Raw genomic sequence first — 13,424 nt, 5'->3', positions numbered from 1 at the left:
AACCTGTCCCGCATCAGCGGCGGTTTTCCTGTCCTGGGCGGGGGATATGTGTTACACTTTTCAGGACATCATGCCCAGACCTGCCCCGAAGGCCCCTGTCCGGCCGCCTTGCCAGTTGTCGCTGTTCCCCGAAACGGCGGCGCTGGTGCGCGTGGACCCGGCCATCAACTGCTGGCGCTTCTACCATCTGTCGCTGCAGCCCGACCTGTTTGGCGGCACCGCCCTGGTGCGGCAGTGGGGACGGATCGGGACGGCTGGCCGGCAGGTCTGCGAACTGCATCATGATGCCGGGCAGGCGCGCGACGCTCTCGCCCGCCAGCTCCGGGCCAAGCGCCGGCGGGGTTACCGCGACAGGACAGCCGGATGAGCGGTACCCCGAAACCGGGACAGCGGGTGACCCCGGCAGGCGCCCCCGGCGGGATGCAGCTGTTCGACCGCGACGGGAGCCGCAAATACCTCACGGTTGCCGAGCGGGCGCGGTTCCTGCGCGCGGCCGAGCCGGCGCCGCGCGAGGCCCGCACGCTGTGCATGACCCTGGCCTGGTCGGGCTGCCGCCTGTCCGAGGCCCTCGCCCTGACGGCGGACCGGGTGGACCTGGCCGGTGGCGTGCTGGTGTTCGCCACGCTCAAGAAACGCCAGGACGGGATCTATCGCGCCGTGCCGGTGCCCCCGTCCCTGCTCGAGGCCCTGGACCTGGTGCATGGCATCCGCGAGGCCCAGCCTCGGCGGGGCCGTGGATCGGCCGCCCGGCTGTGGCCCTGGTCCCGCATGACCGGCTGGCGGGCCGTGCATGCGGTCATGGACGCCGCCGGCCTGTCCGGCCCGGCCGCGTCCCCCAAGGGCCTGCGCCATGCCTTCGGCGTCGCCGCCGTCTCCAGCGGCATCCCCCTTAACATGGTGCAGAAATGGCTCGGCCATGCCCAGCTCTCCACCACCGCCATCTACGCCGATGCCGTCGGCGCCGAGGAGCAGGATATCGCACGGAAAATGTGGGGGTAATGCATTTTGCGAAAGGGAAATCACAACAAGCGTATAAGCACCGACATGTCGACTGATATGGTCCGCTGGACGGTTTCGGTCTCCCGCGAAACCGATATCGCCGTACGTGGTTTCCTGGCGCAGCATGGCATGAAGAAAGGCGACCTGTCGCGCTTCATCGAGGAGGCGGTGCGCTGGCATGTGTTCGACAGGACGATGGCGGAAGCCCGGAGTGGGTTCGCAGATATGGAGCCGGACGCGCTGGAGGACCTGATCGGTGAGGCCGTGACCGCCACGCTGGCAACAGACAAGTCCAGCTAAAGCGTGCGTCTGGCCACCAAGACCAATCTTCTCATCAGTGCCCTGCTTTTTGAAAAATCCCTGCCAGCGTATCTGCTCGGGCTATGGCAGGCAGGACAATGCGAGTTACTGACTTCGACCGAGCAGCTAGACGAACTGCGGCACGTGACCCGGTATCTCAAGATCCTCGCTCATCTGCCGCCTGCCCTCTGATCAATGAAGGTCGGGACTTGACAGCTCTCATTGCAGATCAGCCAGAACATTATTAGGCTATTGTATATAGAGCAAATATGATGTCAGCATGCTCTCATGCTCTCATGCTCTCATGCTCTCATGCTCTCATGCTCTCATGCTCTCATGCTCTCATGCTCTCATGCTCTCATGTTAACACGATGACATTGAAATGAGTGCCAACACATCGGCTGGAGATATATGAAATGTTCGGTTCGATTAAATTATTCGTTTTTTGTGAGTTAGATATTGAGTTATCAAAATATCATGATAATGAGTTAATATGTTAACACGGAAACATGATGGCATGAAAACAATCGCGATCATTAGTCAGAAGGGGGGGGCTGGGAAGACGACGCTTGCCCTGCACCTGGCGACCAGTGCCAGTGCCGCTGGATACGTTTCTCTTATCCTCGATACAGACCCTCAAGCGACTGCAAGTTCATGGAAAGCGTGGCGAGGGGATGCCGACCCGGATGTGGTGGATTGTGCAGCCCACGCCTTGTTATCAAGAAAGCTGGAGCAAGCCTCTGAACTAGGCGCAGAGCTATCAATAATAGATACCCCGCCTCATGCCGATATTATGGCGCGTGAGGCGTGCCGTGTCGCTGACTTCTTATTGATTCCATGTAGACCACGCGCTTTCGATATGGATGCTGTCAGAACAACGGCAGAACTTGTGCGAGCCAGTGGCAAGCCTGCCTTTGTGATTTTTACTGCAGGGCCTCCTCGTGCGCCTCAAGTTTATAGAGAGGCGGCTGCGGTCGTGGCGCAGTTCGGCATCCCTGTTGCTCCTGTTGTCTTGTCAGAGCGTGCGATTTTTCATCATAGCGTTGGTTCCGGTCAGACTGCGCAGGAAGCGGAGCCGGACAGCAAGGCTGCTGCTGATGTGGCACGGTTGTGGAATTGGGTGTGTGATCAAGTTAACATGCCATCACACAAACAAGATGATACAAAAACACGTTAGCAAATTTCTAAGTTAAGGACGTACAGCATGAGTCGGTTTGCTGGTCTCAAAAAGACGGTCGCGCCATCGGTTGTGGAACCGGAAGCGCAAGCAGTGGTAGAGAAAGCCCGCTCGCGCAATCCGAGAGAAGGTAAGCGGGCTGTGGTGGGATATTTTTCCCCAGCGGTTAGCAAGGGACTACATCAACTCGCCCTTGATACTGATACAACTATTCAGGGTTTGATTGGGGAAGCCATTGATGACCTGATGCGTAAGCACGGGCGCCATCCTTTTGGAGAGCGCTGACCCCTATTTCACGTAGAAGTATGCTTGTATATTTGCACAATCAGGGTTGACCGCGCTTAGCAAACCACGTCTCGCAGAACTTGATGAAATGCCGCTCGGGATTCTTCGGGGCGATCTCGTTATCACCCAGCCACATACGCCATTCTCTTTCGAGATGGTGTACATCCCAACCTGGTGCGACGTTCCGAGCATCCCCGTAAATATCAGGATCGAGCGCGCCCATCCAAGCCTCTGCTGCGGGCTCGGCAGCTTTCATCGTGCCGCGATTGATAAATGTTACCATGTCTTTCTGGAGATCGAATTCGACACGGTAATCTGGCAGATGATCGCTCGCTGCGAGATTTTTTATCATCTGTCGGAATAGCTTTTCTGGGCTTTGAGAGCCTGATTTTTTCAACAGAATCTCAAGAGAGACTTTCCATGCTGTTTGCTGACCGCAATGCTTGCGGGCTAGTTCATAAACGCGTCGTTCCAACGGTTTGCGTAGCCGGAAATAATCACGGTGTAGTGTCAGAACATCATTGCTCTTGATTGCGTTAAAGACCCAATCCGACAGCTTGATTTCGCAATGCAACAGGCGGCCGTCGAGGCCGAGTTTACGGCGGATGGATGAAGCGTCGATCAGGCCAAAACCGTCCACCTGTTCTTCGTCGCCTGTGACAATGTTGGTGCGGATACGGGTTCCCTCAAGGCGGTCGAGGGCTTCGATGAGGGCCTTATAGTCTTTACCTGCCGTACCGCGATTGGTGAAGATAAGTAAGTCACGGCTGCTGATCCGCACCCGTTGCGATACCTTCTCCCCGGCTTTTAGCTTCGCCATGATCTGTGAAATGCAGTAGATCAAAATATCCTTGTCGTAGATTGTAGCAAGACCCTTCACGCTTGGCGTGATTTCCAGCCATTGCCCATTATGCTCATAGCGGCGAATGGAAGTCTCAGGTTTTTTGGACAAGGAATAGAACGGATGCTCCATTTGGGGCATCACATCCTTAAGTACCGCATCTGCCACGTCGCAGATGAACAGGTCATGCTGAGGATGACGCTCCGGTAAAAGAGCCTCATAAACAACTGGCTGATTCGGGGTTTCAGATACCATAACTTACGTTCGGGGTTTCAGATACCCGTGTCAAGTGATTCGGGGTTTTAAATACCGGAAGCAAGATTCGGGGTTTCAGATACCAAGATTCGGGGTTTTAAATACCAAGATTCGGGGTTTTAAATACCAAAACAGCGGAATTACGATAATTTATCTTTTTAAATCATCTGCTTATGGACCCATTGGAATCCCTTAACACAGAATCTAACACATATTTAACACCGTCTTTGGTTTTTCATCCTGTGGATAATTTCTCAAATCCTAAAAATTCCAAATTTAAATTTGATCACCGCCTCTTGGGGGCTCTGCCCCCGCCGGCTCGCGGCCTACGGCCGCCCCGATCGCGCTTCGCGCGATCTCCCACCCGGCATCCCCCTGCTCGCCCTTTCCGGGCTGCGCTAAACGGACACGCCTTCGGCGTGAAAATATCATATGACAATGCGATAAACGCATCCTCCCCGCCTGCGTCGGCACCTTCGGCGCCCTACGGGGCTCCCGCTCCGCGCTCGCCCGACACCTGCAACGCCAGAAAAACCGGGCAAGACCGCAATCTGCTCAAGACACAACGGAGTTCAGACGGTCATTCAGCGCCTCACATGTTGCAGCATGCCCACCAGGCACTACAGGATGACCGTACAGGCGTTATCGAACGTGGTGGCTGGCACAGGGTAGACCATAGAGGGAATTACGCTCTGTGCGGCCTCCCAGAGTGCTCTACGGGCATTGCAGGGAATTGACGGCTTGGTCACATCCTTTTACCTGCCTTCTTGAACAGGGGTCAGGCCGTGTGTATGATGTGTAAATGAAAAGTGCCGATCTGATCCGGGAGCTGGAAAAAGCAGGCTGGAAGCTGGATCGCGTGCGCGGTTCACACAACGTCTTCAAACATCCGTCGCGACCAGGGATCGTGGTCGTCCCTCATCCCAAAAAGGATCTGGGCACCGGTCTGGTTGCCGCCATCCGCAAACAGGCGGGTCTCTAGGAGGATCATCATGCGCTATCCGGTTGTTATCGAACGGGGCAGCGAGGCAACGGCGTTTGGTGTTGTCTTTCCTGACCTTCCCGGCTGCTTTTCGGCAGGCGACACGCTCGATGAAGCCATTTCCAATGCGGAAGAGGCCGCTGCGGCATGGATCGATGCCACGCTGGATGCCGGAGAGGCTGTGCCTTCTCCCAGCACGCTCGACGCCATCCAGAACAACCCGGATTATGAGGGCTGGACAGTGGGCTTTGTCACCATTGATCCGGCCGTTCTCGATGACCGGGTGGAACGGGCGAACATCTCCCTTCCCAGGCGCGTTCTGGAGCGGCTGGATGCGCTTGCCAGATCATCCCATGAGAGCCGTTCCGGCATGATCGCGGCCATGACCCTGCAGGCAAGGCTTAAGCCGGTGGTCAGGAGCAAATGAACAACCAGAACAGGGGAGATCGGGCGATGTAGGTACGCCCGGAAATCACTCCGTGCGTCATGGAGGGGAAGCTCCCATGTCTCGCACCTATCATCACAGCCGCAGACACAGCCGGGACCATCGCTGGGCCAACCGGCCGGATCGCTGTGGCTATGGAGGCTCACGTGAAGCCTCTGAATCTCCAAACTGGTACAGCCATCTGCACAATATCCGCCCTGGCCGTCATCATGACAGGCATATTGCGCACCTGACCCAGGCCGAGATCCTGTACGGGCCGGCCCTGCTGCCGGCAGGACGCCGACGGGATCTGCTTGAATTATAGGTTCATTGAACCTATAATTCAGCATGAAGTCACGGTGGACGGTCGAAGACCTGTCGTTCGAAATGGACGATGACCAGAGCAGTGATCCGATCGCAACCCTGGTTATTCAGGCTCCCGGTGTCGTTCTGATGGTCATGGCTGAATTCAGTGTCGATCGATCCCAAGGATTCATGAAGCTGGCCAAGACTCACATCCACGGTGCAACAGCTAATGGGGTTGGGTTCGCCAATCTGAAAACGATCGCACAGGCCGTTCTGGAAGGAATGGATCTCGATGAAATCATCATTGAAGGCAGAATTCGCACGACTGGGGCCTGTCCGGGCCATATCCCGCGTCCGTTCCGGTTCACGCGCCAGATTCGCCCTGACCCTGACGCGTGAGGGGTGGCCTGATCTCAATTCCATTGCCGCCACGATGGCGCTGTCCAGGCGTGGCCTGACGATGCTGGCCGCCAAGAAGACGGTGGAAGACCTCATCAGGCAATCCTCGGAACAGGCGGAAGGGCATGCAATCGTTCTGCTGCCCATGACTGATACGATCGAGGCGGTTATCTCCGACCTTGCAAAGGCCGGGATCAGGGCGATCCATGTCGATCACAAGGCCGATGTGGATGTGGCCCTGATTCGTCGGCGTCTGAAGCTCAGTCGCCGACAGTTCGCGCTCTGGTATGGTCTGGAAGAGGAAACCATCAAAGGATGGGAAAGCGGGGAACGTACGCCAGATACCGCTGCAAAAAGTTATCTGCGGGCCATTTCCAATCGGCCGGAAGCCGTGCGTGAAGCCTACGCCCATACGGAGTAAATTTCGACAGGTCCGGCTTGTTCTGGATCCTCAGGTCCCCTTTCTCCCGATACCGCCGGGGCGTCGGTCATAGGAAGCGGCGGGGAAGAGACATGATGAATGAAGTGGACTATCAGGCTGCTCGTGAAGCAGGTGCGCTCCATAGAGCGACTGTTCCCCATGCGGTGTCTGCAAGGTTTATCCGTGCACGCCGCGCCATTCACGTCACGCTCTCGAATGGCGTTGAGATGAGTGTGCCAGTGGACTTGTTGCAGGGTTTGCAGGGCGCTTCCCTGAATGATCTGGCCAAGATCGAGATGACCCCGCTTGGTAACGGCCTTCACTGGCCCCGCCTTGATGCCGATGTTCTGGTCGAAGGCCTGACCCACGGTATCTATGGTTCCCGAAGCTGGATGGCAGCACAAATGGGAGGCCGGTGAGAGGATGTTCGAAAACGTACCGTAAGCGATACCGTATGCGAGACGCAGATTTATAAGACGGGTTATATGACCGGATTGTGCTTGTTTTCGTCATATCAGACTACGGTCACATAAACGCTCGTTTGTGTGACAGGTAACTTCGAAAACAGCTATCTTCGGTCATCTCTTAGGTCAGCCCGAGCCTTAGCGTACGTTTTCGAACATCCTCTCACCACTCCCCAACATGACCTTTGTCTGGCTGTTCGTCGACCGAGATCACCACAGAGGCCGAAAACAGGTTATGACGGATGCCATTGCATGGGCCAGACCATACGACCTGATCAGACCGGCGGGTCCGGCGAGGCGGGTACACCCGCGATCGCGCGCCATATGCGAAACAGCGACCATGCATCGTGCAGCGCGCGGTGGCGCACCCTGTTGCGCGCATCTTCATCTGCTTCATGATGGTCGACAATCTGCAATGCCATACGTGCCTGTACCGAGCGGGACGCGGAATGGTCGAGCAGCGGCCCTACCGCTTCGGCATAGGCAAGCTGCACCGGTAGCAGTGGTGGAGCCGCCAGTCCTGCCGCATCGCACAGCATCGATAGCCACGCGCCATCAAATGCCGTTGCATCGCTGACGACCCGCCGCCCGCGCGCGACCTGCACGAAACGATGGGCGACATCCTGTGCCGCCTTCCCGTGTGCATGCAGCATAGTAAGCGTCAGGCCATGCAGTCGCGCCGCCTGCGTGCACCATTCGGCCCACCCCTCCTGCGGATGGACAAGATAGCTTTCAGGCACCCCGTCTTGCGTTACCCATGCGACCTCAATGGGGAATCCTCCCTCGTGCAGGGAAGATGCCTCTACATCGACGAACAGGAATGGGGCCGGGGCATGTCGTGTCATGGGACCGGCAACGTCTAGCGCAGGCGTGCCCCTGTCAAACCCCGGACGTCGGGAAAGTGCAAAAAATCCTTCCTGCAAGGCGGGTAAGGGAAAACTTTCATTCCGTTTTTCGCCCATCGCTGCATATCAGTCATGCCTTGGGACATGGATGTTCCAGTTCCCCTTTTCCATCAGAATGCCGCCGATACGACAGGAAAGGTAGCGCCAAGGCAATGATGGCATATGAGCATGAGCCCGTACTCGCATGGCTTCCGCGCATCATGGGACTACTGCGCCATATGCAGACGCGGCCCCTACCAGATCAGACCCCGCGACAGGTTCAGGCATGGCTGCACCAGGTCATGCCATATGTGCGCAATGCCCGCGCACAGGGTCACGCAATCAATGTCTGGGACGTGGCGAGCCTGAAACACGACGAGCAGCGCAACGCCGGCGTTCTGGCATGGTTGCTAGACCCGCGTGGTACCCATGGCTATGGCGCTGCGGTCCTGCGGGGGGTAATCGAACTGCTGCGCCGCCGCATGGACCTGCCTGCGGACGTAGCAGAGGACGGGATGCTGCACGCAGCGGGGGTCCTTACGGAACACTGGCCGATGGCAAGCTTGCGCAACCGGGTGGATATCGCCATTGACGGGCAGGATTTCACGCTGCTGGTCGAGGTCAAGATCCATGCCCCGGAAGGTCCCGACCAACTGACCCGCTATGTCGAAAGCGCGCAGGCCAGACGTCGTGCGATGGGACATGCATGGGCGGCCGTTCTGTACCTTGCCCCCCGTCTGCCCGAGCGGCCTCCCGCAGGGGTTGCCTGCATCGACTGGCATGATATCGCCGCCATCCTGCGCCGCCTGCCTGCCACGGGCTTCAACGGCGTGCTGGCACGGCAGTTTGCAGACCACATAGACGGTTTCTGAATATACAAGGATCATGACATGAACATGCCCGAACTCAATGCTGCCCTGATTGAAAACCTTCCTGATATCGAACTGACGCTACGCCATGTCGAAGCCCTCGATGCGGCCGTGGACACTACGCTCGATGCCATGACGGCGGACTGGATCAAGGAACATGACTGGCGCGGCGATACACGGGGGGATGAATTCTGGCTGGCAGTCCCCGAATGGAATGATCCTAGTTGCGCGGATGAAGATGTCGTTTTCTACCTTCAGTGGACTGATTTCGACTCAGTTGATGACAGCGAGATCACAGTGATATCACGACTGTGCCAGAATGGTTATGGGCGCGCGGGGCTGGAACTCTGTCACAACTTCAAGGCTAACAAGTGGAACCGTATCCTGCCTGAACTGGTGGAACTGTTGCAGGATACTGGCTTCGTACTGCATGAAAAGCAGCTGATTCTGCCGTTTCACGTGGACAGGGACGTCCTGGTCCGAGGAGTGGCGGACAATGACCTGGTTGATGGCCTGCGACAGTTCCACGAAACGCTCGACCGGCTTGTGGCAAGCCAGCCCGCACTGGCAAAGGTAGTCGCACGGTTGCGGCAGGAACTTGACTGACACGCGGTGCGACCCAGCAACGATCCCCCATCGGAGAATGGCCAAGGAGGCATGAACATACATACCCCGATTTGCGCTGATGCGCTGGGTTCAATCGTCCTGACGCGCAGGCAGTACCGTGTTGTGATGGATTTCAAGGAAGAGGCGGGCACGCGTGAAATCTGGGAACGCATGGGTCGTGTGCGCGCAAATCCCGGCGCGACGCAGCCAGACCTGTGGCTGGAGATCGATACCTATGAGTACATGTTGCAGGGGTTGCTGCTGCACTGTCCCGTGATGACCAGAGCGGATGGCGGTGCGTGCTTCGACCTTGATGGCGTGCTGCTGCTGCTGACGGGGTGCTCCGCCGAGGTCGTTGCCATCCCCGGTTGGCGTGCGCCAGAGCGTACACTTTCGCGCATCGACGCCAGCATGCTCCTGGACGATGAAATGCATGGTCTCCCGGTTGAGTATGACTGAGCGGGACGTGCGCATTGGCGTGCAGATCGTGCGGTGCCCTCAAACAATGAGTTCCTGCTCAACCAGAAACATTAAACCTGAGCGCTCATTGTGTTACATGTAATGGAGAGGATGCACTATGACCCCTGTTGCCATTCGCGTAAAGAAGCGTCGAGACACGCTCCGCAAGGCTGGACTGCGCCCTGTCCAAATCTGGGTTCCCGATACACGGGCAAAGGGGTTTGACGAGGAATGCCGCCGGCAGGCCATGCTGGTAGCCCTGGCTGACACGCATGAGCCAGATATTGCCTCTTTCCTCGATGCCGCTGCCGCCGATCTGGATGGCTGGGAGGCATGAAGCGAGGCGACTTTGTAACCGTTGCCCTGCAGGACGATCTCGGCAAACCCCAGCCTGCATTGGTGGTGCAGGCTGATCGGTTCGACATGACAGCTGTCGTGACCCTCCTGCCCCTCTCCAGCGCCCTTGTGGACGCTGCCCTGTTTCGCCTGACAATCCGACCCGATGAGCACAATGGGCTACGTAAGCCATCACAGGTCATGATCGACAAGCCGACCACCATCAACCGCGAGAAGGTTGGCCCGGCTTTCGGGATCGCCAGCGATACCCTCATGCTGTCTGTCAGTCGGGCGCTCGCCCTTTTCCTCGGACTGGCGTAGGCCCATCCTTTCCCAGGGGCATTTGCAGGTTATGTTGTGGCGTCAATTGCTGCCTGAACCTTTGCCAGATCGGCTTTCAGGATCACAAGCACCTGATCGGCCGGGACAGCGGGTTTCGTGCTGGCCCGGGCCTGGCGAATTGCAACCCTTTTGGCAGCCAGTTCATTGAAAAGATCAGTCATGATCATGTCTCCATTGCCAGATATTGCTTCGATAGCAACCACTGTCGCCGCCATCCGCAAGCAGGCGGGCATGATGATACGATTGTCGTTGATGAGATCGACAAAAGCTGTTTTCTTGCTCATTCAGCTTAACCTGACTAAGTTGATTTGGCTAAGCCAAAGGGGTGCCCCATGCGAACCGTTAATATCCATGAAGCCAAGACGCACCTGTCCCGGCTGATCGACGCTGCAATGAAAGGCGAGAGCTTTATCATCGCCAGGGCCGGTAAACCGGTTGTACGGGTGAGCCCTATCTCCGCTCCGGAACAACAGCACAAGCAACGCCTGGGCTTCCTTGCAGGCAGGATGCAGGTGCCGGACGATTTCGATCACATGGGACAGGACGAGATCGGTTCGCTGTTCGATGGGCAGGCATGAGGCTTCTGCTCGATACCCATCTGCTCCTCTGGGCGGCTGGAGAACCTGAGAAACTCTCCGCTGACGCCAGGGCTCTCATGGAAAATCCGGAGAACATGCTGGTGTTCAGTGCCGCCAGTCTGTGGGAAGTCACCATCAAGGCCGGGCTCGGCCGGGCAGACTTCCAGGTGGATCCGCACCTGTTGCGGCGCGGCCTCATCGAGAACGATTACGAGGAACTGCCTGTTACCAGCCAGCATGCCGTGGCGGTCGGACAACTTCCCGATGTCCATCGCGATCCCTTCGACCGTATCCTGGTCGCCCAGGCCACGGTGGAGGGCCTGCTCCTCCTGACCCATGATCCATTCGTGCAGGCTTATCCAGGTCCCATCAGGGCCGTCTGAGCGTTGAAACCGGATGATCGTGCATGCAGGCATCCTTGTTGGCTTATCCGGGTTTCTTCCAGGCTTTTACGACACGCCCCAGCAGGGAGGTATTGCGGACTGGTGAGAAGCCCAGTTCTTCTTCCATGGCCAGCAGGTCCAGTTTGACCGTATCCGCGATACGGCCCTTGAAGACGAATTCCGGCACGGATTTCTCGAAGGCCACGGCCTGGCGAATGTCACCGCCAAAGCGCACCCGCATGAAACGTTTGTCCCGTGACAGGATGATGTTTTCAGGGTGGCTTCCGATCATCTCGACAAGGATGCGCTGGAACTGGATGGCCCGCATTGCCTGATAGGTCCGGTACGAGAGCGGACAGGCCCAGTCGGGGCGGGGAGAGACGTGCTGCTCCAGCAGGGAAAGCAGGATGCGTGAGGAGATGGCGAAGGCATCCGGAATGGTCTTGCCCGCACCCTGATCCATCTCGATCCGCATGGCGCGGATCTGGGGGAGCATGAGGGTCAGATACTGGCGGTAAAGGGCGGTGCCGATCTCCTTTTGCAGGCGGCGGGGGCTTTCCGTCTGGAGCGCACGACTGTCGGGCAGAGAGGCATCGATATGGCAGGTCACCATCCGCTTGGTGAGATCGGCGGAAATGCTGGTGACATCCTTGTTGGTGGTCAGGACAATCGGGGCATAGCGTTCGGCCATGTCATGATCGGTACGGACCATGTCCGGCACGTATTTGCCCATCCGGTCAGGCGTGACATCGTCGATCAGCAATGGAATGGCTCCCAGCCCGAAGCGCAGGGCCAGCGCACGTTGTGCGGTAAAGTCCGATGAGCGGATGCTCTTGACGATCCCGAACATGGACTGGGCGATGATCCGCGTGAACAAGGTCTTGCCCCCGCTGGAGCGGCCATACAACACGGCATAGGGTGGATAGAGCCACGGGTCGATATGGTTGATGACGGCGCCCTGCCGCAGGAAAGCGGCAAAAGGCGCCATATAGAGCCAGACCAGAAAAGCCCAGTAGGATGCCATGGCACTCTGGCTGTTGCCATAAAACGCCGCGAAACTGCTGATATAGGTGACCAGCATGCGCGCATCCCGCGCGACCTGCGCGGCTGGTATGGTCTCCTTTTCCGACAGCCATAACCGGTCATTCAGATGGACTTCGCCCGTCCGGACCGACAGGGTCGCGTGTGGGATGTCATCTGCCGGACGATCCGGTGCGGGCAGGTTGTTGCGGGCCTGCAGGAAGGTCGAGACCGTCCGGGGCGTGACAAGGGCCATGCCCTTGCGGTTCATGGGCAGGGGCACGGTTTCCAGTTCCTGCCGCAGGCGCTGTGCCATGCGCAGGGCCGTGGCGGAAAAGCCGTCCGGCATGGGGATGCCGCCCTGTTCGACATGCGCAAGCCCGGCCCGGATGGCCCGGACGATGGGCACGTCCTCGTAGGGGATCGGGTCCGTCGGGATATCCGCCTGCCCTGTTTTCGCAGTGGGAGAAACGCCAATCAGGATTTCGTCTTCAACTGGCACGCTCTGTTTGTAATCGCGTTGGTAATAGTCTTCGAACACGTGCCATGCGGTTGGGTCATCAAAGGTGATGATCACTTCGTGCTGGCGGGCATGGAAGGCGGACAGGCTGAGATTGGCGGACCCCGTAACCACCCGGTGGCCATCGGGGCCGGACAGAAGGTAGAGCTTTTCATGACTGGGGCGGCCGGTCATCAGCCGGAAGCGCAGCGTGCCATCATGCAGGCGCGGCAGGAAGAGGCTGCTGCGTGACCCGAGAAGCTGGCGCAGGCCTTCCACAAGGGATTTCTGGTCAGCCAGGCAGTCCCGGAACCCATAGGCTTCAAAAACCTGGCTGGCCTGGACAAGGGCCAGGTGGATCTTGGTCAGGATATGCTCGGCGCCGAAGATGATTTCCATGTCTTCGAACTGTTCGGCAAGGTCGAGCAGGAATTCCAGCGAGCTGGAAAAGGTAATGGCCCGAAGCGTGGAAAAACCTGCGAACACGTCCTGCCAGTTTTGCTGGGCATGCGCGTCCAGTCGGGCCTGAAAGACAGTCAGGGGGGCAGGCTGTCGTGAGGGCAGGTCTGAAAGCAGATCCGTCATGCGGGGCTCC

At 58.0% G+C, this 13,424-nt stretch carries 21 protein-coding genes and 1 pseudogene; 18 read left to right on the top strand and 4 right to left on the bottom strand.

From position 1 onward, the window contains the following. Positions 1-46 precede the first annotated feature (46 nt). The 6 genes from GXY01S_RS13185 to GXY01S_RS17325 all read left to right on the top strand — a co-directional run bounded on the left by GXY01S_RS13185 (position 47) and on the right by GXY01S_RS17325 (position 2,761). Positions 47-367, top strand: coding sequence for a WGR domain-containing protein (locus tag GXY01S_RS13185; RefSeq protein WP_174520971.1), 321 nt, complete (start codon positions 47-49; stop codon positions 365-367). After that, a complete protein-coding gene (locus GXY01S_RS13180) occupies positions 364-999 on the top strand; it encodes a tyrosine-type recombinase/integrase (protein ID WP_061275764.1) in 636 nt (211 codons plus the stop codon). Before GXY01S_RS13185 ends, GXY01S_RS13180 begins: the two co-directional genes overlap by 4 nt. Before the next feature lie 45 nt (positions 1,000-1,044). After that, entirely contained in the window at positions 1,045-1,299 is a 255-nt protein-coding gene (locus tag GXY01S_RS13175; protein WP_061275762.1) for a ribbon-helix-helix domain-containing protein, read from the top strand. Between the two features lie 3 nt (positions 1,300-1,302). After that, positions 1,303-1,491, top strand: coding sequence for a PIN domain-containing protein (locus GXY01S_RS17335; protein ID WP_010517100.1), 189 nt, complete (start codon positions 1,303-1,305; stop codon positions 1,489-1,491). A gap of 325 nt (positions 1,492-1,816) precedes the next feature. After that, positions 1,817-2,476 (top strand): ParA family partition ATPase, encoded by a 660-nt coding sequence (gene parA / locus GXY01S_RS17330; protein WP_082770873.1) that lies wholly within the window; start codon positions 1,817-1,819, stop codon positions 2,474-2,476. Positions 2,477-2,503: 27 nt separating this feature from the next. Then, positions 2,504-2,761, top strand: a complete 258-nt coding sequence (locus GXY01S_RS17325; RefSeq protein WP_081500450.1) for a ribbon-helix-helix domain-containing protein — start codon at positions 2,504-2,506, stop codon at positions 2,759-2,761. Between the two features lie 40 nt (positions 2,762-2,801). On the opposite strand, the gene GXY01S_RS13170 is transcribed toward GXY01S_RS17325, so the two are convergent. After that, a complete protein-coding gene (locus tag GXY01S_RS13170) occupies positions 2,802-3,857 on the bottom strand; it encodes a replication initiator protein A (RefSeq protein WP_019092487.1) in 1,056 nt (351 codons plus the stop codon). Positions 3,858-4,659: 802 nt separating this feature from the next. On the opposite strand from GXY01S_RS13170, the gene GXY01S_RS17320 reads away from it, so the two are divergent. The 5 genes and pseudogenes from GXY01S_RS17320 to GXY01S_RS13145 form a co-directional block, all read left to right on the top strand. Further along, positions 4,660-4,839, top strand: coding sequence for a type II toxin-antitoxin system HicA family toxin (locus tag GXY01S_RS17320; protein WP_019087453.1), 180 nt, complete (start codon positions 4,660-4,662; stop codon positions 4,837-4,839). A gap of 10 nt (positions 4,840-4,849) precedes the next feature. Further along, a complete protein-coding gene (locus GXY01S_RS13165) occupies positions 4,850-5,266 on the top strand; it encodes a type II toxin-antitoxin system HicB family antitoxin (protein ID WP_061275760.1) in 417 nt (138 codons plus the stop codon). A gap of 345 nt (positions 5,267-5,611) precedes the next feature. Further along, positions 5,612-5,968, top strand: coding sequence for a hypothetical protein (locus tag GXY01S_RS18605; protein ID WP_169797746.1), 357 nt, complete (start codon positions 5,612-5,614; stop codon positions 5,966-5,968). A gap of 61 nt (positions 5,969-6,029) precedes the next feature. Next, positions 6,030-6,389 (top strand): helix-turn-helix domain-containing protein, encoded by a 360-nt coding sequence (locus GXY01S_RS13150; RefSeq protein ID WP_239019504.1) that lies wholly within the window; start codon positions 6,030-6,032, stop codon positions 6,387-6,389. 92 nt (positions 6,390-6,481) lie between these two features. Next, positions 6,482-6,799 (top strand): annotated as a pseudogene (locus GXY01S_RS13145) (DUF2442 domain-containing protein); the annotation flags it as partial. A gap of 329 nt (positions 6,800-7,128) precedes the next feature. Here GXY01S_RS13145 and GXY01S_RS13140 read toward each other — a convergent pair. Further along, positions 7,129-7,698, bottom strand: a complete 570-nt coding sequence (locus tag GXY01S_RS13140; RefSeq protein WP_169797745.1) for a 3'-5' exonuclease — start codon at positions 7,696-7,698, stop codon at positions 7,129-7,131. Between the two features lie 212 nt (positions 7,699-7,910). Here GXY01S_RS13140 and GXY01S_RS13135 point away from each other — a divergent pair, with 212 nt between their 5' ends. The 5 genes from GXY01S_RS13135 (at position 7,911) to GXY01S_RS13115 (ending at position 10,328) form a co-directional block, all read left to right on the top strand. After that, positions 7,911-8,609 (top strand): PD-(D/E)XK nuclease family protein, encoded by a 699-nt coding sequence (locus tag GXY01S_RS13135; RefSeq protein ID WP_061275750.1) that lies wholly within the window; start codon positions 7,911-7,913, stop codon positions 8,607-8,609. 18 nt (positions 8,610-8,627) lie between these two features. Next, positions 8,628-9,212, top strand: a complete 585-nt coding sequence (locus GXY01S_RS13130; protein ID WP_061275748.1) for a hypothetical protein — start codon at positions 8,628-8,630, stop codon at positions 9,210-9,212. 51 nt (positions 9,213-9,263) lie between these two features. Next, the gene (locus GXY01S_RS13125) at positions 9,264-9,671 is read left to right on the top strand and encodes a hypothetical protein (RefSeq protein WP_061275746.1); all 408 of its coding nucleotides are present in this window, start codon (positions 9,264-9,266) and stop codon (positions 9,669-9,671) included. 118 nt (positions 9,672-9,789) lie between these two features. Then, positions 9,790-10,008, top strand: coding sequence for an antitoxin MazE family protein (locus GXY01S_RS13120; RefSeq protein ID WP_010518053.1), 219 nt, complete (start codon positions 9,790-9,792; stop codon positions 10,006-10,008). After that, positions 10,005-10,328: a type II toxin-antitoxin system PemK/MazF family toxin gene (locus GXY01S_RS13115; protein WP_061275744.1), complete on the top strand. Its 324-nt coding sequence runs from the start codon at positions 10,005-10,007 to the stop codon at positions 10,326-10,328. The genes GXY01S_RS13120 and GXY01S_RS13115 overlap by 4 nt, the downstream gene beginning before the upstream one ends. A gap of 29 nt (positions 10,329-10,357) precedes the next feature. Here the strand turns inward: GXY01S_RS13115 and GXY01S_RS13110 are convergent, their stop codons facing one another. Then, on the bottom strand, positions 10,358-10,633 hold the full coding sequence (locus GXY01S_RS13110) for a hypothetical protein (RefSeq protein WP_061275742.1): 276 nt from the start codon (positions 10,631-10,633) through the stop codon (positions 10,358-10,360). A 48-nt stretch (positions 10,634-10,681) separates the two neighbouring features. Here GXY01S_RS13110 and GXY01S_RS13105 point away from each other — a divergent pair, with 48 nt between their 5' ends. Both GXY01S_RS13105 and GXY01S_RS13100 read left to right on the top strand, forming a co-directional pair. Then, entirely contained in the window at positions 10,682-10,927 is a 246-nt protein-coding gene (locus tag GXY01S_RS13105; RefSeq protein ID WP_010518373.1) for a type II toxin-antitoxin system Phd/YefM family antitoxin, read from the top strand. Then, positions 10,924-11,310 (top strand): type II toxin-antitoxin system VapC family toxin, encoded by a 387-nt coding sequence (locus tag GXY01S_RS13100; protein ID WP_025439964.1) that lies wholly within the window; start codon positions 10,924-10,926, stop codon positions 11,308-11,310. The genes GXY01S_RS13105 and GXY01S_RS13100 overlap by 4 nt, the downstream gene beginning before the upstream one ends. A 43-nt stretch (positions 11,311-11,353) precedes the next feature. Here the strand turns inward: GXY01S_RS13100 and GXY01S_RS13095 are convergent, their stop codons facing one another. Further along, positions 11,354-13,414 (bottom strand): phospholipase D family protein, encoded by a 2,061-nt coding sequence (locus GXY01S_RS13095; RefSeq protein WP_061275740.1) that lies wholly within the window; start codon positions 13,412-13,414, stop codon positions 11,354-11,356. Positions 13,415-13,424: the final 10 nt, after the last annotated feature.

This window comes from Komagataeibacter xylinus NBRC 15237, assembly GCF_001571345.1.
In the GTDB taxonomy this organism is placed as follows: Bacteria; Pseudomonadota; Alphaproteobacteria; order Acetobacterales; family Acetobacteraceae; genus Komagataeibacter; species Komagataeibacter xylinus.
The sequence above is the reverse complement of the archived record's forward strand: the minus strand, read 5'-3'. Positions and strand labels throughout refer to the sequence as shown.

What these genes read in the sequence shown, in the direction of transcription:
- GXY01S_RS13185 (WP_174520971.1), top strand. Translation starts at nt 47, where the DNA reads ATGTGTTACACTTTTCAGGACATCATGCCCAGACCTGCCCCGAAGGCC.
- GXY01S_RS13180 (WP_061275764.1), top strand. Translation starts at nt 364, where the DNA reads ATGAGCGGTACCCCGAAACCGGGACAGCGGGTGACCCCGGCAGGCGCC.
- GXY01S_RS13175 (WP_061275762.1), top strand. Translation starts at nt 1,045, where the DNA reads ATGTCGACTGATATGGTCCGCTGGACGGTTTCGGTCTCCCGCGAAACC.
- parA (WP_082770873.1), top strand. Translation starts at nt 1,817, where the DNA reads ATGAAAACAATCGCGATCATTAGTCAGAAGGGGGGGGCTGGGAAGACG.
- GXY01S_RS17325 (WP_081500450.1), top strand. Translation starts at nt 2,504, where the DNA reads ATGAGTCGGTTTGCTGGTCTCAAAAAGACGGTCGCGCCATCGGTTGTG.
- GXY01S_RS13170 (WP_019092487.1), bottom strand. Translation starts at nt 3,857, where the DNA reads ATGGTATCTGAAACCCCGAATCAGCCAGTTGTTTATGAGGCTCTTTTA.
- GXY01S_RS17320 (WP_019087453.1), top strand. Translation starts at nt 4,660, where the DNA reads ATGAAAAGTGCCGATCTGATCCGGGAGCTGGAAAAAGCAGGCTGGAAG.
- GXY01S_RS13165 (WP_061275760.1), top strand. Translation starts at nt 4,850, where the DNA reads ATGCGCTATCCGGTTGTTATCGAACGGGGCAGCGAGGCAACGGCGTTT.
- GXY01S_RS18605 (WP_169797746.1), top strand. Translation starts at nt 5,612, where the DNA reads ATGAAGTCACGGTGGACGGTCGAAGACCTGTCGTTCGAAATGGACGAT.
- GXY01S_RS13150 (WP_239019504.1), top strand. Translation starts at nt 6,030, where the DNA reads ATGCTGGCCGCCAAGAAGACGGTGGAAGACCTCATCAGGCAATCCTCG.
- GXY01S_RS13140 (WP_169797745.1), bottom strand. Translation starts at nt 7,698, where the DNA reads ATGACACGACATGCCCCGGCCCCATTCCTGTTCGTCGATGTAGAGGCA.
- GXY01S_RS13135 (WP_061275750.1), top strand. Translation starts at nt 7,911, where the DNA reads ATGATGGCATATGAGCATGAGCCCGTACTCGCATGGCTTCCGCGCATC.
- GXY01S_RS13130 (WP_061275748.1), top strand. Translation starts at nt 8,628, where the DNA reads ATGAACATGCCCGAACTCAATGCTGCCCTGATTGAAAACCTTCCTGAT.
- GXY01S_RS13125 (WP_061275746.1), top strand. Translation starts at nt 9,264, where the DNA reads ATGAACATACATACCCCGATTTGCGCTGATGCGCTGGGTTCAATCGTC.
- GXY01S_RS13120 (WP_010518053.1), top strand. Translation starts at nt 9,790, where the DNA reads ATGACCCCTGTTGCCATTCGCGTAAAGAAGCGTCGAGACACGCTCCGC.
- GXY01S_RS13115 (WP_061275744.1), top strand. Translation starts at nt 10,005, where the DNA reads ATGAAGCGAGGCGACTTTGTAACCGTTGCCCTGCAGGACGATCTCGGC.
- GXY01S_RS13110 (WP_061275742.1), bottom strand. Translation starts at nt 10,633, where the DNA reads ATGAGCAAGAAAACAGCTTTTGTCGATCTCATCAACGACAATCGTATC.
- GXY01S_RS13105 (WP_010518373.1), top strand. Translation starts at nt 10,682, where the DNA reads ATGCGAACCGTTAATATCCATGAAGCCAAGACGCACCTGTCCCGGCTG.
- GXY01S_RS13100 (WP_025439964.1), top strand. Translation starts at nt 10,924, where the DNA reads ATGAGGCTTCTGCTCGATACCCATCTGCTCCTCTGGGCGGCTGGAGAA.
- GXY01S_RS13095 (WP_061275740.1), bottom strand. Translation starts at nt 13,414, where the DNA reads ATGACGGATCTGCTTTCAGACCTGCCCTCACGACAGCCTGCCCCCCTG.